General features: G+C 70.5%; 18 protein-coding genes. 12 read left to right on the forward strand and 6 right to left on the reverse strand.

Going from position 1 to position 19,018, the window contains the following annotated elements:
* Positions 1-89: 89 nt before the first annotated feature.
* Together ATL42_RS14640 and fbaA are read left to right on the forward strand one after the other, a co-directional pair.
* Positions 90-770, forward strand: a complete 681-nt coding sequence (locus tag ATL42_RS14640) for a TrmH family RNA methyltransferase (protein ID WP_098455987.1) — start codon at positions 90-92, stop codon at positions 768-770.
* Positions 771-898: 128 nt separating this feature from the next.
* Positions 899-1,921, forward strand: a complete 1,023-nt coding sequence (gene fbaA / locus ATL42_RS14645) for a class II fructose-bisphosphate aldolase (RefSeq protein ID WP_098455988.1) — start codon at positions 899-901, stop codon at positions 1,919-1,921.
* Positions 1,922-2,017: 96 nt separating this feature from the next.
* Here fbaA and ATL42_RS14650 read toward each other — a convergent pair whose 3' ends face one another.
* Entirely contained in the window at positions 2,018-2,443 is a 426-nt protein-coding gene (locus tag ATL42_RS14650) for an STAS domain-containing protein (RefSeq protein WP_245862601.1), read from the reverse strand.
* A 210-nt stretch (positions 2,444-2,653) separates the two neighbouring features.
* On the opposite strand from ATL42_RS14650, the gene ATL42_RS14655 reads away from it, so the two are divergent.
* Positions 2,654-4,915 carry an ATP-binding SpoIIE family protein phosphatase gene (locus tag ATL42_RS14655; RefSeq protein ID WP_245862605.1) on the forward strand — a complete coding sequence of 754 codons (2,262 nt, stop codon included), beginning with the start codon at positions 2,654-2,656 and terminating at the stop codon, positions 4,913-4,915.
* 106 nt (positions 4,916-5,021) lie between these two features.
* Here the strand turns inward: ATL42_RS14655 and ATL42_RS14660 are convergent, their stop codons facing one another.
* Positions 5,022-5,381 carry an STAS domain-containing protein gene (locus ATL42_RS14660; protein ID WP_098455990.1) on the reverse strand — a complete coding sequence of 120 codons (360 nt, stop codon included), beginning with the start codon at positions 5,379-5,381 and terminating at the stop codon, positions 5,022-5,024.
* Positions 5,382-5,432: 51 nt separating this feature from the next.
* Here ATL42_RS14660 and ATL42_RS14665 point away from each other — a divergent pair, with 51 nt between their 5' ends.
* The 7 genes from ATL42_RS14665 to ATL42_RS14695 all read left to right on the forward strand — a co-directional run bounded on the left by ATL42_RS14665 (position 5,433) and on the right by ATL42_RS14695 (position 11,319).
* On the forward strand, positions 5,433-5,906 hold the full coding sequence (locus ATL42_RS14665; protein WP_425443205.1) for a DUF3151 domain-containing protein: 474 nt from the start codon (positions 5,433-5,435) through the stop codon (positions 5,904-5,906).
* A gap of 120 nt (positions 5,907-6,026) precedes the next feature.
* Positions 6,027-7,313 (forward strand): adenylosuccinate synthase, encoded by a 1,287-nt coding sequence (locus ATL42_RS14670; protein ID WP_098455992.1) that lies wholly within the window; start codon positions 6,027-6,029, stop codon positions 7,311-7,313.
* 96 nt (positions 7,314-7,409) lie between these two features.
* Positions 7,410-8,720, forward strand: coding sequence for a phosphoribosylamine--glycine ligase (gene purD / locus ATL42_RS14675; protein WP_098455993.1), 1,311 nt, complete (start codon positions 7,410-7,412; stop codon positions 8,718-8,720).
* Complete coding sequence (locus tag ATL42_RS14680) at positions 8,714-9,673, forward strand: phosphoribosylaminoimidazolesuccinocarboxamide synthase (protein ID WP_425443216.1); 960 nt, start codon at positions 8,714-8,716, stop codon at positions 9,671-9,673. The genes purD and ATL42_RS14680 overlap by 7 nt, the downstream gene beginning before the upstream one ends.
* Before the next feature lie 40 nt (positions 9,674-9,713).
* Positions 9,714-10,103 (forward strand): PadR family transcriptional regulator, encoded by a 390-nt coding sequence (locus tag ATL42_RS14685; protein WP_098455995.1) that lies wholly within the window; start codon positions 9,714-9,716, stop codon positions 10,101-10,103.
* A complete protein-coding gene (locus ATL42_RS14690; protein ID WP_098455996.1) occupies positions 10,103-10,681 on the forward strand; it encodes a hypothetical protein in 579 nt (192 codons plus the stop codon). Before ATL42_RS14685 ends, ATL42_RS14690 begins: the two co-directional genes overlap by 1 nt.
* Before the next feature lie 71 nt (positions 10,682-10,752).
* Positions 10,753-11,319 (forward strand): hypothetical protein, encoded by a 567-nt coding sequence (locus ATL42_RS14695; RefSeq protein WP_143556783.1) that lies wholly within the window; start codon positions 10,753-10,755, stop codon positions 11,317-11,319.
* 25 nt (positions 11,320-11,344) lie between these two features.
* Here ATL42_RS14695 and ATL42_RS14700 read toward each other — a convergent pair whose 3' ends face one another.
* Genes ATL42_RS14700 through ATL42_RS14710 form a run of 4 tightly spaced genes read right to left on the reverse strand, consistent with a single transcriptional unit; the run spans position 11,345 to position 16,630 of the window.
* Entirely contained in the window at positions 11,345-13,165 is a 1,821-nt protein-coding gene (locus ATL42_RS14700; protein WP_143556784.1) for an IucA/IucC family protein, read from the reverse strand.
* Positions 13,162-13,716: a GNAT family N-acetyltransferase gene (locus ATL42_RS16280; protein WP_143556785.1), complete on the reverse strand. Its 555-nt coding sequence runs from the start codon at positions 13,714-13,716 to the stop codon at positions 13,162-13,164. Before ATL42_RS16280 ends, ATL42_RS14700 begins: the two co-directional genes overlap by 4 nt.
* Positions 13,713-15,113, reverse strand: coding sequence for a lysine N(6)-hydroxylase/L-ornithine N(5)-oxygenase family protein (locus ATL42_RS14705; RefSeq protein ID WP_098455998.1), 1,401 nt, complete (start codon positions 15,111-15,113; stop codon positions 13,713-13,715). The genes ATL42_RS16280 and ATL42_RS14705 overlap by 4 nt, the downstream gene beginning before the upstream one ends.
* Positions 15,110-16,630 (reverse strand): pyridoxal phosphate-dependent decarboxylase family protein, encoded by a 1,521-nt coding sequence (locus ATL42_RS14710; RefSeq protein WP_098455999.1) that lies wholly within the window; start codon positions 16,628-16,630, stop codon positions 15,110-15,112. Before ATL42_RS14710 ends, ATL42_RS14705 begins: the two co-directional genes overlap by 4 nt.
* A 181-nt stretch (positions 16,631-16,811) precedes the next feature.
* Between ATL42_RS14710 and ATL42_RS14715 the strand changes: the two genes are divergently transcribed.
* A complete protein-coding gene (locus ATL42_RS14715; protein ID WP_098456000.1) occupies positions 16,812-17,867 on the forward strand; it encodes a siderophore-interacting protein in 1,056 nt (351 codons plus the stop codon).
* Positions 17,868-17,965: 98 nt separating this feature from the next.
* A complete protein-coding gene (locus ATL42_RS14720) occupies positions 17,966-19,018 on the forward strand; it encodes an ABC transporter substrate-binding protein (RefSeq protein ID WP_169925447.1) in 1,053 nt (350 codons plus the stop codon).

A 19,018-nucleotide genomic window follows, 5' to 3' on the forward strand; every position in this document is an offset into this window, starting at 1 on the left:
GGGTGGGGCTGCCCAGGGGTGTCGAGAGCGCGCGTGAGATGTGAACATTCTGGTGCAGAGAGGGACCGCAGAGCGGGAGAATGAACCACATGACCCAGCCACCAGACCCGACGCCCTCCACCACGACGGCGGAGACCGTCGGCGTCGGGCCGTGGCCGGGCGGGCCCGAGGCGTGGCCGCGCACCGGGAGCGGCGACCTCGACCCCGACTACGACCCCGAGCTGCTCACGGAGGGCGACCGCCGCAACGTCGTCGACGGGTACCGGTACCTAACGATGGACGCGATCGTCGCGGACCTCGACCGTCGCAGGCACCCGCTCCACGTCGCGATCGAGAACTGGGGGCACGACCTCAACATCGGCTCCGTCGTGCGGACGGCGAACGCGTTCGCGGCGAAGGAGATCCACATCGTCGGGCGCCGTCGGTGGAACCGCCGGGGTGCGATGGTCACCGACCGCTACCAGCACGTGCGCAACCACCCGGACGTCGCTGCGTTCCTCGACTGGGCCGGGAGCGCCGGCGTCCCTGTCATCGGCATCGACAACGTGCCCGGGTCCGTCCCGCTCGAGGGCTATGCCTTCCCTCGCGAGTGCGCGCTGCTCTTCGGCCAGGAGAGCACCGGGCTCACCGAGGAAGCACGGGCCGCCAGCCGGGACATCCTCCACATCACCCAGTTCGGGTCGACGCGCTCGATCAACGCCGGGGCCGCAGCGGCGATCGCGATGCACGCATGGGTGCAGCAGCACGCGACGATCCCGGAGGTCCGGTAGCCCTGTCGTGCACGACACCAGGATCGTCGACTCACCCACGGGTCGAACGGCCCACACGCACCGCCTAGGTTTCGTGCAAAACTTGATGCGAAAGTCCCACTGACGTCCCTCTCTCACAGGAGTTTTTGATGGCGATCGCAACCCCCGAGGTCTACACCGAGATGATCGACCGCGCGCGCGCAGGCAAGTTTGCCTACCCCGCCGTGAACATCACGTCGTCGTCGACCATCACCGCCGCTCTCCAGGGCTTTGCTGAGGCCGAGAGCGACGGCATCATCCAGGTATCCGTCGGTGGCGCGGAGTACGCGTCCGGCTCGACGGTCAAGAACCGCGTCGCCGGTTCGCTCGCCCTCGCTGCGTACGCGCACGAGGTCGCGAAGGGCTACGGCATCACCGTCGCGATCCACACGGACCACTGCGCCAAGCAGAACCTCGACTCCTGGGTCCGCCCGCTCCTCGCCCTCGAGACCGAGCAGGTCAAGGCCGGCAAGCTCCCGACGTTCCAGTCCCACATGTGGGACGGCTCGACCGTGCCGCTCGAGGAGAACCTCCTCATCGCCGAAGAGCTCCTCGAGCTCTCGGTCGCAGCCCACACCATCCTCGAGATCGAGGTGGGCGTCGTCGGCGGCGAGGAAGACGGCCACGAGGCCGAGATCAACGAGAAGCTCTACACGACCGTCGAAGACGGCCTCGCGACCGTTCGCGCGCTCGGCACCGGCGAGAAGGGCCGCTACCTCACGGCTCTGACGTTCGGCAACGTGCACGGCGTCTACAAGCCCGGTGCCGTCAAGCTGCGCCCGGCCCTCCTCAAGGAGATCCAGGACGGCGTCGGTTCGGTCCTGGGCAAGGAGAACCCGTTCGACCTCGTCTTCCACGGCGGGTCCGGCTCCACCGCTGAGGAGATCGCTGAGGCGGTCGACAACGGCGTCATCAAGATGAACGTCGACACCGACGCCCAGTACGCGTACACGCGTCCGGTCGCCGGCCACATGCTCGCGAACTACGACGGCGTCCTCAAGATCGACGGCGAGGTCGGCAACAAGAAGATGTACGACCCCCGCGCCTGGGGCAAGGCCGCTGAGGCCGGCATGGCCCAGCGCGTCGTCGAGGCTGCGCAGCAGCTGCGGTCCGCTGGTCACTCCATCGGCTGACACGCACGCACGACGAAGGCCCCGGCGATCTCGCCGGGGCCTTCGTCTGTGCTCAGGACGGTGTGCTGCAGGTGCGTCCGCCCGGTGCGGGCGGGGTCAGCCGATCTCCGGGGTGGACGGCGCCCCGGTGCGTGCGGGCTCGAGGTCCGCGTCGAAGGTGGCTGCGGGGTCCGTGGGCTCGCTGTCTGCGTCGTCGTCGATCTGGAGAAGCTCGCCGATAGAGGTGACCTCGAGGAGGAACCGCACGGTCGGCGGGGTGCGGAGCATCCGTACCGGCCTGTCGCTGATCGCGGTGAGCCGGGCGAGGAACGCCACGCCGGTGGAGTCCATGAACGTCACGTGGTGCGCGTCGATCTCGACGGGCAGCCCAGCTTCTTGGACGTCCTGCGTGGCCTGGTGCAGGTCCGCGACGATGTCCGCGTCGATCTCGCCGGAGAGCAGGATGCGCGAGTGGGTGGCGCCCACGATCACGTGGACGGCTCCAGGTTCGCTCGCCCCGAGGCTCGCCAAGGGGGTGTCCACACGTGCCGCTTCGCCTGATGACTCAGGAGGCCTACCAGCGGTAGGGGTGTTAGCGTCGCCCACGAAAGCTCCCTTCGACAGATGATCATTGTGTCGTGGTGCGGGGACGTTGACTAGTGCGCCGTCTACCCCCGACGAGCTATCACCGGTGCGATGGCTCTCTGAGAGAGTAGTACCCCTGGAAGTTCCACTACGAACTGGAGGACGTGGGTGAGATCGTCGACGTCGGGCGTGGGGCGCGAGCACGGTGCCCTGGAGCCGGTCACGGATGCGTCGTTGTCTGGTCTGCGGGACCGTGCGATGGAGTCTGCAAGCCTTCCGGCCGTCCTGCTCGCTGTCGACCACGACCGGGCAGTGATCGTCTGGGCCAACACGGCTCTCGCGCGCCTGACCGGCCTGGACGCTGACGCGATCGTCGGCGAGCCGTTGACGGTCCTCGACCCGCCAGGTGCCGTCCCGGTCGACCGTGCAGCCCTCGAGGAGCGCCTGGCGCTGGAGGGCTCCGTGACCTGGCGGTCCCCAGGGACACGGGCTGACGGGACCTCGCTGTGGCTCGAGTACACGATGTCTGTCGTCCCGTCCGCCGACGGGGTCGCGAACGGTGACGCCTGCCCCGGATCGCAGGACGCCGACCACGTGACCCACCGGTCGTGCTTCGTCGCCGATGTCACGCGTCAGGTCCGCGAGTGTGAGGAGCAGCGACGCTCGTTCGCTGTCGAGCACGATGCCCGCACGACGCTCGACACGATCTCCCTCGTCTCCGACCTCCTGACCGATCTCGACTACCCGCAGGTCCTGCGCGAGATCGCGACGATCCTCGAGCGTGGCGTCGTCGGCTGGGCGGGGTTCTTCCTCGACGACGGTGGGCTGCGCTTCGCCGAGGGCATCAACGCGCACTCGGTGACCACCCGTGGCGCCCACCGGATCGCACGCGAGACCGGCGTGGAGATGGACGCGCTGGGCGACGCCCGCGCACCGGGCGCGAGCACGTCCCTCGAGCACGCCGCCACCACCTTCATCGACCCGCTGCGTGACCTCCTCGACGGCCTCATCACCGGACCCATCAGCTTTCAGCTGCGCACCGACTACCCCGTGGGGACCGTCGCGCGCTGGTTGGCACGCTCCGTGCGAGACAAGATGGACGTCGCGCACGACGCGGGCGAGACCGAGCCGTTCGTCGTCGTCAGCGCTGTGTCCGGTCGACGTCGGGTGCTCGGGATCCTCGTGACGAGCCAGCAGGACCAATCGAGCGCGGGGCTGGACGGGGCCACGACGACGCTCCTCGACCTCGTCTCGCGCCGGGTGGGCATGGCGATCGACAACGTGCGGCTCTACGCTCGCGAGCACCAGCTCGCCGAGACCCTCCAGCGCGCCATGCTCCCGGAGCAGGTCGAGATCCCGGGCCTGGACGTGTGGACGTTCTACGCCCCGACGTCCGAGCACGCGCAGGTCGGCGGCGACTGGTACGACGTCCTGCAGATCAACGACGGGGTCGCCGGCCTCGTCATCGGTGACGTCGTGGGTCACGACATCGAGGCCGCTGCCGCCATGGGCCAGCTGCGGTCCGTCGTGCGGTCGTACGCGTTCGAGCTCACCTCGCCCGGGACGGTCCTCGAGCGGGTCGACCAGCTGCTCGTCGGCATGCGGATCCCGCGCTCGGCGAGCCTCGTGTACGCGACGTTGCGCCAGGCTGACGAGTCCAGCTGGGAGATCCAGTACTCGCGAGCGGGGCACCTCCCGCCCCTGCTCGTCCGTGACGGCCAGGTCCACCAGCTGAGCGGAGCCGGGGGCGCTCTCATCGGGTTCGGCTCACGGTCGCGTGCGACGGCGACGGAGACGCTGGTGCCGGGCGACGCGCTGATCTTCTACACGGACGGGCTCATCGAGCGTCGCGACCGTTCCTTGCGCGACGGGCTGGCGGCGCTCGTCGAGGCCTCGGAGCGGGTGACCGCGATGGATGCCGCAGGGATCGGCGAGGAGCTCCTCGCGCGGCTGGCCGACGCGCCGGAGGACGACGTCGCCGTCGTCGTCGTGCGCGTCCCTGATCCTGGAGCAGACACCTCGGCGTCGACGTTGAGCCCTCGGTCTCGCCGGTGGTTGCTCCCGAGCGAGCCGGCGTCGATCGGCCGGGCTCGCCACGCGGTCCTGCGCACGTGCCAGGTGTGGGAGATCCGCGACGTCGCGAATGCCGAGCTCGTGGTGTCCGAGCTCGTCGCGAACGCCGTGCTGCACGGGTGGGGGCACATCGCGCTGCGGTTGTTCGACACCGGAGACGGTCTGCGCATCGAGGTCGAAGACTCCAACCCGTCACCACCCGTCACGACCGACGGGCACGCCAACCGCATGGGCGGCTACGGCATGCAGATCGTCGAGCGCCTCGCGGACTGGGGGTGGCGGCCGAGCGGCACGGGCAAGCTCGTCTGGGCGAAGGTGCGGGAGAGCGGCGCACGGTCGGCGCGGTCGCGCACCTAGCGGTCGCGCACCTAGCGGTCGCGCACCTAGCGGTCGCGCACCTGGCGGGAGCAGCGGGTCTTGCGTGGTCCGTCGACGCGCGGGTTCCGTCGACCTGGACGCTGGGCTAGACGCTGGGGACGAGCGGCACGCCCGTCGCTGGTGTGACCGGGTTGCACTCGTGCTCTGGGTCGATGCGGAAGAGGTCCAGCGCACCGCACACCTCGAGGACGAAGAGGTCACGGTCGTCGCACCCGCGCAGGACGGTGGCGCCGCCGCGCTTGCGGCCGGCGTCGGCGAGCGAGATGAGGAACGCAGCCCCGGTCGAGTCCATGAACGTCACCCGGCACATGTCGATGACGAGGAGCTGACGGCGGAGCCCGACGACGCGTGCGGTGAGCTCAGGGAACTGGTCACGTTCGGCGAGGTCGAGATCACCTGCGATGACGAGCGTTGTCGTCGCGGGCGATGTAGCGATCTCGATCATGGGTCGACTCTAGCCACGCGGCCGCACGCGTGCACAACTGCGCGGGGCAGAATGGGGAGCATGAGCCACGAAGCGAGCCCCGCCACGCCCACCCCGCCGCGCCCGACGGTCAACCTGCTCGACGGCCCGCCGCCTACACGCCTCGGCGCCGACCACCCTGACGTCGCCGCCCGCGCCGAGGTCGAGGGCGGACGCGCTGTCGCCCTCGTCGCACGCGACTACCCGGCGTCGTCCTACGTCTGGGCGCTGCTCGCCGAGGGCGCCCTCGACCGCGGCGACGAGGTCACGGCCTACGCGTTCGCGCGGACCGGGTACCACCGCGGGCTCGACTCCCTGCGCAAGGCCGGCTGGCGCGGCCACGGGCCTGTGCCGGCCGACCACCAGGCCAACCAGGGCTTCCTCCGGGCGCTCCTCGCGCTCGCCGAGTCGGCCGAGCAGATCGGCGAGACCGAGGAGGCGACGCGCTGCACGACGTTCCTTCTCGACGCCGGGACGTCCCCGGACGAGGTCGCGTCGCTGCGTTGAGAGCCGACAACCGGTAAACTCGTCGGGGACATCGGGTTCACTGCCGCCCGGAGGCCCGGAGCGCCCCGCGATGTCGACGCGGGCTGCCGCCCCAGACAGGCAGCTTGAAAGTGGGGATCCATGCCAGCCGTGGTAGTCGTCGGCGCCCAGTGGGGCGACGAAGGCAAGGGCAAGGCGACCGATCAGCTCGGGTCGCGCGTCGACTACGTCGTGAAGTTCAACGGCGGGAACAACGCGGGACACACCGTGGTCGTCGGCGGTGAGAAGTATGCGCTCCATCTCCTGCCCTCCGGGATCCTCTCTCCAGGCGTCACGCCGGTCATCGGCAACGGTGTCGTCGTCGACATCGAGGTCCTCTACGAGGAGCTCGACGCGCTCATCGAGCGCGGTGTCGACGTCTCGCGTCTTCTCGTCTCCGGCAGCGCGCACGTCATCGCGCCGTACAACCGGACGATGGACAAGATCACCGAGCGGTTCCTCGGCAAGCGGCGCATCGGCACGACGGGCCGCGGCATCGGTCCGACGTACGCCGACAAGATCAGCCGGACGGGCATCCGTGTGTGGGACCTGTTCGACGAGAAGATCCTGCGCGCCAAGGTCGAGGGGGCGCTCGACCAGAAGAACCACCTCCTCGTGAAGGTGTTCAACCGCCGGGCCATCACGGTCGACGAGACGGTCGAGGAGCTGCTCCAGTACACGGAGCGCCTGCGCCCGATGGTCGCGGACACCGCGCTCGTCCTCAACCAGGCGCTGGACGCGGGCAAGACGGTCCTCTTCGAGGGCGGCCAGGCGACGATGCTCGACGTCGACCACGGCACCTACCCCTTCGTGACGTCGTCGAACGCGACGGCCGGCGGGGTCTGCACCGGCTCGGGTGTCGGGCCGACGCGCATCGACCGTGTGGTCGGCGTCATCAAGGCGTACACGACCCGTGTCGGCGAGGGGCCGTTCCCCACCGAGCTCTTCGACGAGTCGGGCGAGTTCCTGCGCGCGACCGGTCACGAGTTCGGTGTCACCACGGGCCGTCCGCGTCGGTGCGGCTGGTACGACGCGGTCGTCGCGCGGTACTCGAGCCGGATCAACGGCCTCACCGACTTCGTCCTCACGAAGCTCGACGTGCTCACCGGCCTCGAGAAGATCCCGGTGTGCGTGGCGTACGACGTCGACGGCGTGCGGTTCGACGAGATGCCCACGGACCAGAGCGCGTTCCACCACGCGAAGCCGATCTACGAAGAGCTCGACGGCTGGACCGAGGACATCACGGGAGCGCGCACGTTCGAGGACCTTCCGGTCAACGCGCAGAAGTACGTCCTCGCGCTCGAAGAGATGTCTGGCACCCGGATGTCCTCCATCGGCGTCGGACCAGACCGCGAGGCGACGATCCAGCGCTTCGACCTCATCGACTGAGGTTCGTCGCAGGCGCCGCGGGACCCCGCGGCGCCGCACGGCGTCCCCTTGTGGACGTCGGCCCCGGGACGCGTCCTCGCCGATAGACTCGCGTCCGTGAAGATCCTCGTCATCGGTTCTGGTGCCCGTGAGCACGCCATCGTCCATTCGCTCGCGCAGGAGACGGCTGACGGGGGAGGGCACGAGCTGCACGCCGCCCCCGGAAACCCAGGGATCGGCGCCCTCGCGACCCTGCACCCTGTCGACGCGCTCGACAACGTCGCCGTGACCGAGCTCGCGCAGAGCGTGGGCGCCGAGCTCGTGATCATCGGGCCCGAGGCGCCCCTGGTCGCCGGCGTCGCGAACGCGGTGCGGTCGGCGGGCATCCCGGTGTTCGGCCCGAGCGCCGACGCCGCCCGGCTCGAGGGCTCGAAGGCCTTCGCCAAGGACGTCATGGCGGCAGCCGAGGTGCCGACCGCGATGGCGCACGTGTGCTCGACCATCGACCAGGTGGGCGACGCGCTCGATGCGTTCGGCCCGCCGTACGTCGTCAAGGACGACGGGCTCGCTGCAGGCAAGGGCGTCGTCGTCACCGACGTGCGGCTCGACGCGATCCGTCACGCCCAGGCGTGCTTCGCGAACCCTGACCGCGGCGGCGACCCCCGCGTGGTCATCGAGGAGTTCCTCGACGGCCCGGAGGTCTCGCTCTTCTGCATCAGCGACGGGACGACCGTGGTCCCGCTCGCTCCCGCGCAGGACTTCAAGCGCGCGTTCGACGGCGACGCAGGACCCAACACCGGCGGCATGGGGGCGTACAGCCCTCTTCCGTGGGCGCCCGAGGGCCTCGTCGACGAGGTCGTCGCCCGGGTTGCGCAGCCGACGATCGACGAGATGCGTGCGCGAGGCATCCCGTTCGTCGGTGTTCTCTACGTGGGGCTCGCCCTGACGAGCCGGGGGACGAGGGTCATCGAGTTCAACGCCCGGTTCGGCGATCCGGAGACGCAGGTGGTCCTCGCGCGGCTCGAGTCGCCGTTGTCGACCCTGCTGCTCGCGGCCGCGACCGGGACGCTCGTCGACGCACCGCACCTGCGATGGCGCGACGAGGCCGCGGTCACGGTCGTGATCGCCGCGGACGGGTACCCGGCAGCCCCGGTGTCCGGCGGTGCGATCACCGGTGTGCGTGACGCGGAGTCGCTGCCGGGCGTCCACGTCATGCACGCGGGGACGGCCGAGGACGGTGAGGGCGGCCTCGTCGCGGCCGGAGGCCGGGTCTTGTCCGTCGTCGGGGTCGGCGAGGACCTGCGTGCGGCGCGCCGGGCGACCTATGCGGGTATCGACTTGATCACGCTCCCGGGCTCGCACCACCGCACGGACATCGCAGCGAAGGTCGTCGCGGCAGACGCAGCCGACGCGGCGGATGCATCGTGAGCGAGCGCAGCACGGGCTTCGAGACGTCGAGCCTCGACCTGCCGGGATGGCGTCACGTCTACTCGGGGAAGGTGCGCGACCTCTACGAGCCGGACCTGTCGCACCTCGGCGGTGCGCACCCGCTCGGGGACGTGGTGCTCGTCGTCGCGTCTGACCGGGTGAGCGCCTACGACCACGTCCTCGACCCAGGGATCCCTGACAAGGGGACCGTCCTCACGCAGCTGAGCCTCTGGTGGTTCGAGCAGCTCGGCGACCTCGTGGACAACCACGTGGTGAGCACCGAGCCGTCGGCGATGCCGGGCGACGGGCTCGTGCCGGACGCGGTCGTGGGGCGTGCCATGGTCTGCCGCCGGCTCGAGATGTTCCCGGTCGAGTGCGTCGTCCGCGGCTACCTCACCGGGTCCGGGCTCGCGGAGTACCGCGAGAGCGGTTCCGTCTGCGGTGTCCCGCTGCCCGACGGGCTCGTCGACGGCTCGCGCCTGCCGGAGCCGATCTTCACACCGGCGACCAAGGCGGAGGTGGGAGAGCACGACGAGAACGTGAGCTTCGAGGTCGTCGTCGGGCAGATCGGGCTCGACGCCGCGACGCGCCTGCGCGAGCTGACCCTGGCCGTGTATGCGCGCGCCGAGGCTGTCGCCCGGGAGCGTGGAGTCATCCTTGCGGACACCAAGCTCGAGTTCGGCACCGATCCGGTGACCGGCGCGATCGTTCTCGGCGACGAGGTCCTCACACCCGACTCGTCGCGGTTCTGGGCGGTCGAGGGCTGGGAGCCCGGACGGGCACAGCCGAGCTTCGACAAGCAGCCGATCCGCGACTGGCTCGTGTCCCCAGCCTCCGGCTGGGACCGTGCGGGAGAGTCCGCACCGCCTGCGCTCACGGACGAGGTCGTCGCGGCGACCCGCTTGCGGTATCTCGAGGCCTACCGGCTGCTGACGGGTACCGATCTCGCCTGACCCCTTGCGCGCATGGGTCGTCTGACGATATATATCGTCTATGGCAACCCCGTTCCGCACGACCCGGCAGAGCTACCTCATCCTGCTCGCGCTCGCAGGGCAGGAGAGACAGCACGGGTACGCCGTCATCAAGCTCGTCTCCGACCTCTCCGACGGCGAGGTGACCCTCGGCGCCGGCACGCTCTACGGAAACATCGACCGCCTCCTCGACGCAGGCCTCGTCGAGACCGCAGGCGAAGAGGTGGTCGGCGGGCGGCAGCGCCGGTACTACCGGGCGACCGCCGAGGGGGCGGCACTGGCGCTCGAGGAGACGCAGCGGCTGGCCGCGCTCGCGGCCCGCGCCGAGACGATCCTCGGCGCACGGCCCGTGACCACGCCGGTCGCGCGACCGTGGACCGGGGCTGCTGGACCTGCGCTGGGGAGCCTCTGATGACCCGCCGAGCAGGAGCGCCGAGCGACGCCGAGGCCCTCGAGCGCTCGACCCGCTCCTGGATGCGCGCCTACCCGCGCCGCTGGCGCGCGGCCTTCGGAGACGACCTCGTCGGCATCCAGGCTGACGTCGCGCGACCGGGAGCCCGGCGCGTCCCCGCCCGGGAGGCGGCAGCGATCGTCCGGTCCGGCTGGCTGCTGCGGCTGCGGGAGCACCCACCGCTGCTGCCCTGGCTCGGCTACCGGCTCCTCGATCGACCGCTCCCGCCGCGGTACGCACACTGGGCGGCCGACGACATCCTTGGTGCGCTCTGGTTCGCGCGATGGATGATAGGGCCCACGTGCATCATGCTGGTCATCACCTGGCTCGGGAGCAGTGACCGCGGTGACTCGCTCGTTTCTCCCGCGGTCGTCGGGGTGCTCATCGGCGCGGGGATCGGGTGCCTCCTCACCGCTGGACCGCTCGGCACCGGGAAGAGGCGAAAGGGCTGGCAGCGGCACGTCTCCGACGAGGTTCCGTTCAGCCTCTTGTCTCGGAACGACAAGCGGCGTGCCGTCCGAGACGAGAGGACAGCCTGAAGGCTGCGACTCCGTCTCGATCAGCGGCGAACGACATGCTTGCCGTCGCGCGCACCCCTATCCTCGACTGCATGAGGACCTTCCCGTGGGGACGCGATCCACGATCCACCACCTACGGCGTCGCGGTGCTCCTGCCCGGTTCCGGGTACACGGTGCAGGCCCCGCTGCTCTACTGGTGCGCCGAGATGCTCGCGGAGCTCGGGTGGCACGTCCAGGCTGTCGAGTGGACGATCACCGACGACGCGCTCGACGACCCGGTGCCCTTCGTCGACGGAGCAGTCGGGCAAGCGTTCGACGACGCCCCGGCATCGGACCGGATGCTCGTCGTCGGGAAGTCGTTCGGCACGTTCGCCCTCCCGTGGGCTGTGGCCAACGAGGTGCCGGGCGTCTGGCTGACGCCGGTCCTCACCGACCCGGCCGTCGCGCGTGCGCTCGATGGCGCCGATGCGTCCCACCTTGCCGCGGGCGGCGACCGAGACGCCCTGTGGCTCCCCGAGAACGTCCCCTCGACGGCCGCTCGGCTCATCACCATGCCGGGCGGTGACCACGGGCTCACGCTGCCCGGCGGGTGGCAGGCCTCCGTCGAGGCTCAGGCGGACGTCATCCTTCAGATCTCCGAGCACGTTCGTCACCTCTGACGCCGACCGTGCAGGCGTCCGGTGCTCACCAGGGCGGCTCCGCCGCGATCGGGTTCGCGAGTGTTCCCGCGTAGACGAGCGACGACGACGGGTCGGTGAGATCGACCATGTGCAGCGTGTTGCGCAGCTGCAGCCGGTTGAGGCACGAGTGCGCAAAACGTGCTGCACGTAGGTCGACGCCCGTCTCGAGGTCCGGGTGGTCTGCGCGGTGCTCGTCGACGCACTGCGCCACGAGGTCCCAGAGCTCAGCCTCAGGAAGCACACCGTCGACGTCGAGGATCGCAGCCAGGTGCCGCAGAAAACCGTCGAACACGTCCGTGAAGACCGCCAGCGCCTTCTCCTCGTCGTCGACCGGGTGGCAGATCCGCTGGACGTCCGCAGGCAGCGGACGATCAGCGAGGACCACGACCTCCTCGCCGATGTCCTTCATGAACACCCCCACGGGCACATGGTCCTCCAGCACGAGGATGAGGTTCTCGCCGTGCGGCATGAACGCGAGGTCGTGCACGAGGAGACAGTGGACCACCGGTCTCAGGTACGCCCGCAGGTAGCGCCGCACCCACTCGGCCGGAGCGAGCCCCGAGGCCGCGACGAGCGCGGTGACGTACGCGTCGCCGTCGCCGTCGCGGTGCAGGAGCGCAGCCATCGTCGCAAGGCCCTGCCCCGGCTCCACGAGGGCAGCAGGGCTCTCCCGCCACAGCGCCGCGAGCATCTTCCGGTGCGCGCTCGGCTGCGCCGTGCGGTGATAGACATCGCCCGTGTACCCGATCGCGACGCGCTCGCGCAGCACCCGGAACCCGCACCCGCGCAACGTCTCGTCCTGGTCGACGAGCTCCGCGACCCAGTCGTTGATCGCCGGCGTCGGCTCCATGTACTCGGGAGACAGGCCACGCAAGAACCCCATGTTCTGGATCGCCAGCGCCACCTTCACATAGTGACGGTCAGGACGCGAACGATTGAGGAGCGTCCGGATCGACTGCTGCGCCTGGTACTCGTCGTCGCTCTCGCCGAGCAGCACCAGGTCGTCACGGCCCACGTCCGCCGCGAACGTCACCGCGACACGGTGCTCCCACTGCCACGGGTGGACCGGCAGGTAGAGGTACCCGGCAGGATCGAGCCCCCGCGCTCGCAGCGTCGCCTCGAAGCGGGCGAGCATCACGTCGCCGAGCTCTGCGCGGTAGAACGCTGCCTCGTCGAGGCCTGCCCCGAGCGAGAGGCAGGTCGACGCGCGCCGGGCAGCGAGCCACACCACCCGGACGGGCGCCGCCGCCTCGGGCGAGTAGGCCGCGTGCTCCGCGACCCCGAAACCGATCCTCCCGTTGTTCGCGATGAATCCCGGATGCCCCTCGGTCATCGCCTGCTCGACGGTCGCGAGGTCGGCATCGACGAGCTCGCGGGCGCTCGGGCCCCCACGGTGGATCTTGAAGGCCGCGCTCGCGAGCGTCGACGAGAGCTCCTCGAGGTACAGCGGCAGCAGGTCGTCTGGCACCCGGAGGTCGGGCTGGAGCTCGAGGACCAGGTCGAGCGCATCGAGAGGGGCGGGGGACCCGTCGAGGTCGCGCGTGATGCTGGCCTCGTCGAGCACCCAGTGCTCGAGGGCTGTGCGGCGGGCACGGAAGCGATAGACGACCCGGCCGTCGTCCAGCACGAGCCGGTACGGCACGGTCCCGCTCGTCCCGAGCGCCCCCGCGGTGGGAGCGTCGTCGAGCCGGACCGGCGCGAGCAGGCGCTCGTGGCTGAGCTCCGCGAGCGTCTTGGCGACGAGGTGGCGGTGCGCTGTCGCGAGGATCTCGGGGCGCAGGTGCGCCGCGGCTGCTGGTCCCGCGAGGGGTGCGGTGGGAGTCATGGGTGGATCCGTCCGAGGTGGCTGGAGGCGAAGTCGGAGCGCGTGCAGACGCTGAGGAGGGCGCGCTTGCCGGGGAGGTCGACCTCGCGCAGGGCGCGGAAGCCGGCGGCGTCGTTCTTCGCCGTGATGGGGGTGTTGGTGACGTCCGGCTCGACGACCACGCGCAGGGCGCCGAGCTCGTCGAAGAGGAAGCGCACCACGGCCGCCATGACCGCGGACGTGAGCCCGTGCACGGGGTGCGCCGGAGGAACCGGCGGGGGAGCGACGAGGAGGTGCATCCCGACGTCGCCGGGCAGGGCGTCGTGGACGTCGGTGAGCACGACGTGCGCGGGGTCGTACGTCTCGACGAGGAAGGTCGGTTCACCGTCGACGCGGCCGAGCCACGCGGCCTGGTGCGGGTCGGCGGCGATCGCGACCAGGTAGTCGACGACGTCGGCGGCGGCGAGGTGCTGCATCTGCCAGAAGGCCGACGCCGGGTGGCGCAGCCATGCATGGACGGTGGTCGCGTCGCGGTCGGCGTCGACAGGCTCGATGGTGATGGTGAGGCTCATCGGACCCCGCCGACCGGGGACCCGGAGCCTGCCCCGTGCGCGACCCTGCCGGGCACGCCGAACTCCTGGAACGCGATGCGGTGTTCCATGGGGTAGACCTCGTGACCGGTGACGGACGCGATGATCGAGGAGTTGCGCCATGCACCGAACCCGAGATCGGGGGCGGTGAGCCCGTGCGTGTGCTCTTCCGCGTTCTGCACGAACACGCGGCCTCGGGTGGTGCGCGACGGATCGGGCGGCGGGGTGTCGATCGTGTAGTCGCGAGCGACCGCGAACCGCCCGAGGTCGTCCCATGCAAGGTGCTCGCGGGCGCTCAGGACGAGGTCGGGGACGCGGGCGGCGTACCCGGTCGCGAGGACGAGCGCCGCTGTCCTGTGCTCGTGGACCTCGCCGAGGTCGCCGTGGCGCAGCCGGAGCGTGTACTCCGCGGTGTCTGGGTCCCAGCGGGCACCGATCACCTCGGTGTCCGTCAGGAGCGTCGACGGGACGGGGCCGCGCACGCTCTTGCGGTAGAGAGTGTCGTAGATGTCGTCGACGAGCGTTCCGCTGATCCCCTTGTAGAGGCTGCGCTGCTCCCGGCCCAGGCGCTGACGCGTCTCGAGGGGCAGCGCGTGGAAGTGGTCCGTGTACTCCGGAGACGTCATCTCGAGCGTGAGCTTCGTGTACTCCATGGGGAAGAAGCGCGCAGAGCGCGTCACCCAGTCGAGGCGGGTGGGCTGGTCGCCGACCGTCTCGAGGAGGTCCCGGTAGATCTCGGCGGCGGACTGCCCGCTGCCGACGACCGTGACAGAGCGGGCCGCACGCAGCCGTTCCCGCTGCGGGAGGTACTCGGCGCTGTGCACGGCGGGCCCGGCGAGGTCGCGCAGCGCAGGCGGCACGACAGGGCTCGTGCCGGTCCCGAGCACGACGTGCCGGGCTCGGTAGGTCTCCTCGGTGCCGGTGCCGGTGCCGGTGCCGGTGCGCACGGTGTGCACCACGTAGGCGTCGTCCTCGACCTCGAGAGCCACCACGGTCCGGCCCCACCGCAGGGTGTCGAGCTGCTCGGCGACCCACCGGCAGTACGCGTCGTACTCCTCGCGCAACGGGTAGAAGCTCTCTCGGATGTAGAACGGGTAGAGCCGTCCGCTCGCCTTGAGGTAGCTGAGGAACGAGAACCGCGAGGTGGGGTCGGCCATGGTCACGAGGTCCGCGAGGAACGGAACCTGGATCGTCGCGCCCTCGATCATCATGCCGGGGTGCCAGGCGAAGCCGTCGGCGGAGTCGAGGAAGACGGTGTCGAGCTCGGCGAGCGGCTCGGTCAGGGCGGCCAGGCCGAGGTTGAACGGGCCGATCCCGATGCCGACCACGTCGTAGGTACGGGGTCCGGCGGGCGGAGCGGTGTGCTGCGCGGCGCTCACCGGGCACCCAGCCGGGCTGGGACGCTGACGGCTGGGGCGTCGTAGGCCGAGACCGCGCCGGACGCGAGGTCTGAGGCGCGGTCGAGCATCGCCTCACCCTCGACGAGCGCAGCGGCGGTGTCGCGCACGAGCGCGAGGACACGCCGCACGTCGGCGAGCGTGGCGTCAGGGTTGAGGAGCGTGAGCTTGAGGCACGGGCGCCCGTCGACGACCGTCTTGGCCACGAGGCTGCGGCCGGACTCGAAGAGGACACGGCGGACGAGCGGGACGAGGTGGTCGGCGGCAGCGTCGTCGAGGCCTGCAGGCTGGTAGCGGAAGAGGACGGTGCTCAGCTGGGAGCGGCCCACGAGGCGGAGGTCGTCGTCCGCCGCGACCACGTCGTGCACCTGGGCGGTGAGGTCCACCACGGTGTCGAACATCTCGCCGAGCCGGTCGGCGCCGAGCGCTCGCAGGGTGACCCAGAGCTTGAGGGCGTCGAAGCGCCGGGTGGTCTGGAGCGACTTGTCGACCTGGTTGGGCTCGCTGCTCCCGGCCGGGTTGAGGTAGTCGGCGTACCAGGCGGCGGGCGCGAGGTCGGCAGGGACCCGGACGAGGACGGCGCTCGAGGAGACGGGCTGGAAGAAGCTCTTGTGGAAGTCGACGGTCACGGAGCGGGCACGCTCGATGCCGTCGAGCAGGTGGCGACGCGTCGGGGAGACGAGGAGGCCGCAGCCGTAGGCGGCGTCGACGTGCAGCCACACGTCGGTCTCTTCGCAGACGTCGGCGATGGCAGCGAGCGGGTCGATGCAGCCGCGGTCGGTGGTCCCGGCGGTCGCGACGACGCACATCGGCACCTGACCGGCGGCGACGGCGTCGCGCAGGGTGTCCGCGAGCGCGGCAGGGAGCATGCGGCCGTGGGCGTCGGTGGCGACGGTGAGGACCGCGTCGTCGCAGAGGCCGAGGATCCGGGCGGACTTCTGCACGCTGAAGTGGCTCGAGGTGGTCGCGAGGACGACGAGCTGGTGCAGCGAGGACCGGCCTGCGGGGTGGCGTGCGGTGGCGTGCTCGCGGGCGAGGAGGAGAGCCTGGAGGTTGGACTGGGTGCCGCCGGACGTGAAGATCCCGTCGCCGGCCGTGAAGCCGATCCGGGTGTTGACCCAGTCGACGAGGTGACGTTCCATGAGGGTGCCGATGCCGGACTGGTCGTAGGTGTCGAGGGACGCGTTGACGGCGGAGACGACGGCTTCTGCGGCGACGGCCGAGACCGCGACGGGGCAGTTGAGGTGCGCCGCGTAGTCGGGGTGGTGGAACCAGACGGCGTGCTCTGCGAAGAGAGAGTCGGCTTCTTCGACGGCGAGAGCGGCGCCGCGGCCCGGGCCGTCGAGGTCGACGGCGTCGACGAGCGACTGGAGCTGGTTGCGGCTGGCGCCGGAGAACGGCTGGGTGGTGGTCTGGAGCCTGTCGGCGATGCGGCCGACGGCTGCGTGCATCGTGGCGAGGTAGGTGTCGGCGGTGGTGGAGGACAGCAGCTCGTGCATGCGTGGGCTCCCGATTCACTGGACGAGGGTAGGTTAGGCGTTCCTAACTTTGGGGCGGCCCGGCTTACCGTAATGCACCGGTTGCCGGATGTGCGTACGTGTTTCACTGTGAAGTAGTTCACACGATTGAGGTAAGGCAATCCATACCCAGGCAAAGGTTAGGCATGCCATACTTTTGACCATGATCACTCCTGCTACGACGACGCTCGAGCGCACCCAGCCCGCGTACCGCGCGTTCGGCGTGACCGTGAGCGCCACCCGGCGGCTCGGCCCGTCGTTCGTCCGGGTGACCTTCGCCGGAGACGACCTCGACAGCTTCGGCGGCGACGGGTTCGACCAGCGGATCAAGATCGTCTTCCCCGACCCCGCCGGCCGCGTGCCTGTCCGTGAGGACTTCGACAACGAGACCTGGTACCAGACCTGGCGCGGGCTCCCCGAAGCCGACCGCCACCCCTTCCGCACCTACACGATCCGTGCGAGACGCTCCGCCGCCGAGAACCTCAGCGGCAGCGTCGAGGTCGACGTCGACTTCGTCCTCCACGGCACCGAGCCAGCCCCCGAAGGAGCCCTCGACAGCACAGACACCTGTCAGGCAGCCAGCGGTCCCGCGTCACGCTGGGTCGCGAACGTCCTCCCCGGAGGGCGAGCCGTGGTCATCGGTCCGAACGCGCTCGCCGCAGGCCCGCCTCGCGGCATCGAGTGGGCACCTCCCTCGACCGCCACCACGCTCCTGCTCGCCGGTGACGAGACGGCCGCCCCTGCGATCGTGTCCATCGTCGGCGCCCTCCCACCGGGAACCCGTGCGCACGCGTTCATCGAGGTCCCCGAGCGCGAGGACGCGCTCGTCGGCCCTGTGCCCGACGGAGTGAACCTCACCTGGCTCCCTCGCCGCGCCAGCGACGGGACGCAGCACGACCACGGCGTCCTCCTCGACGCTGCCGTCCGCGACTGCATGAGCAAGCACTGCGCCGAGCTCGCCGAAGCCGAGGGCGCCGCACGGCAGCCCGCACCGGGCGCCGAGCCCGACGACGTCGACATCGACTCCGAGATCCTCTGGGACGTCCCCGCCGGCCACGACGCACCGGGCACGCCTGCTCTCACCGGCTGCTACGCCTGGATCGCCGGCGAGGCAGCCGTCGTCCGTGACCTGCGGCGCCACCTCGTCCGCGACCTCGGTATCGACCGCCGGTCCGTCGCGTTCATGGGCTACTGGCGTCGCGGCCGCGCAGAGTCCTGACGACGCGCCGCGCAGCAGCCCGCAGACGCGCCACCTCTACCCTTATTCCGCACCCCCAAGCCGGGCACCCGTCCCGGCGCGAGCCGCAAGGACACACAGTGACCACGAGCAGGACCCGGACCGCATCTACGCGCGCCGTCGCCACGATCGCCAGCAGCCTCCTCGCCCTCGGGGCGCTCGGCGCCTGCAGCACCGACACCACAGCGTCCTCAGACGGCTCGGTGGCAGTCGGTGACACCGACGCCTTCCCGGTGACGATCGAGCACGCCTTCGGTGAGACCGTCATCGACGAGGCGCCCACGAGCGTCGCGACCGTCAGCTGGGCGAACCAGGACGCGGTGATCGCCCTCGGCGTCGTCCCCGTCGCGATGCCGTTCTCCACCTACGGCGGAGACGAGAACGGCTACCTTCCCTGGACCCTCGACGCGCTCGAGGCACTCGGCGACGAGCGTCCGACGCTCTACTCCGACACGGACGGCATCCCGTTCGACGAGCTCGAGCTCGCCGGACCAGACCTCATCCTCGGCACCTACTCCGGCATGAGCGACGACGAGTACTCGCAGCTGAGCAAGATCGCGCCGACCATCGCCTACCCCGAGGTCGCGTGGGGCACCGACTGGACCACACAGCTCGACGTGGCCGGCCAGGCGCTCGGGCTCGACGACGAGGCCGCTGCGCTCCAGACCGAGATCGAGGACGGGATCGCCACCGCGGTCGAGTCCGCCCCGGAGATCGAGGGCAAGACCTTCGCCTACCTGGCCTTCAGCTCTACGGACCCGTCGGTCGTCTCGTACTACACGCCGACCGACTCGCGGGTCAGGTTCGTCGAGTCCCTCGGGCTCGTGATCGCACCGAGCATCGTCGAGCTCTCGAAGGACAGCGCCGAGTTCTACGGGGAGGTCAGCGCCGAGCTCGCAGACACGATCGACGCCGACATCGTCTTCGCGTACGTCGACTCCCCGGAGCACCTCGCCGCGGTCGAAGCCGACCCGCTCCTCAGCGCGATCCCCGCGATCGCCAGCGGCGCGATCGTCGTCCTCGACGACCCGACGTTCATCCTCTCGACGTCGGCGCCGTCCCCGCTGTCGATCCCGTGGGCCGTGCGCGAGTACGTCCCGCTCATCCAGGAGGCGGCGACGCACGTCGAGTGA

It is taken from the genome of Sanguibacter antarcticus, from assembly GCF_002564005.1.
GTDB lineage: Bacteria > Actinomycetota > Actinomycetes > Actinomycetales > Cellulomonadaceae > Sanguibacter > Sanguibacter antarcticus.

Excerpts from the sequence above, each read along its gene's own strand:
- ATL42_RS14640 (WP_098455987.1), top strand. The coding sequence starts at position 90 with ATGACCCAGCCACCAGACCCGACGCCCTCCACCACGACGGCGGAGACC.
- fbaA (WP_098455988.1), top strand. The coding sequence starts at position 899 with ATGGCGATCGCAACCCCCGAGGTCTACACCGAGATGATCGACCGCGCG.
- ATL42_RS14660 (WP_098455990.1), bottom strand. The coding sequence starts at position 5,381 with ATGATCGAGATCGCTACATCGCCCGCGACGACAACGCTCGTCATCGCA.
- ATL42_RS14665 (WP_425443205.1), top strand. The coding sequence starts at position 5,433 with ATGGGGAGCATGAGCCACGAAGCGAGCCCCGCCACGCCCACCCCGCCG.
- ATL42_RS14670 (WP_098455992.1), top strand. The coding sequence starts at position 6,027 with ATGCCAGCCGTGGTAGTCGTCGGCGCCCAGTGGGGCGACGAAGGCAAG.
- ATL42_RS14685 (WP_098455995.1), top strand. The coding sequence starts at position 9,714 with ATGGCAACCCCGTTCCGCACGACCCGGCAGAGCTACCTCATCCTGCTC.
- ATL42_RS14690 (WP_098455996.1), top strand. The coding sequence starts at position 10,103 with ATGACCCGCCGAGCAGGAGCGCCGAGCGACGCCGAGGCCCTCGAGCGC.
- ATL42_RS14695 (WP_143556783.1), top strand. The coding sequence starts at position 10,753 with ATGAGGACCTTCCCGTGGGGACGCGATCCACGATCCACCACCTACGGC.
- ATL42_RS14700 (WP_143556784.1), bottom strand. The coding sequence starts at position 13,165 with ATGACTCCCACCGCACCCCTCGCGGGACCAGCAGCCGCGGCGCACCTG.
- ATL42_RS16280 (WP_143556785.1), bottom strand. The coding sequence starts at position 13,716 with ATGAGCCTCACCATCACCATCGAGCCTGTCGACGCCGACCGCGACGCG.
- ATL42_RS14710 (WP_098455999.1), bottom strand. The coding sequence starts at position 16,630 with ATGCACGAGCTGCTGTCCTCCACCACCGCCGACACCTACCTCGCCACG.
- ATL42_RS14715 (WP_098456000.1), top strand. The coding sequence starts at position 16,812 with ATGATCACTCCTGCTACGACGACGCTCGAGCGCACCCAGCCCGCGTAC.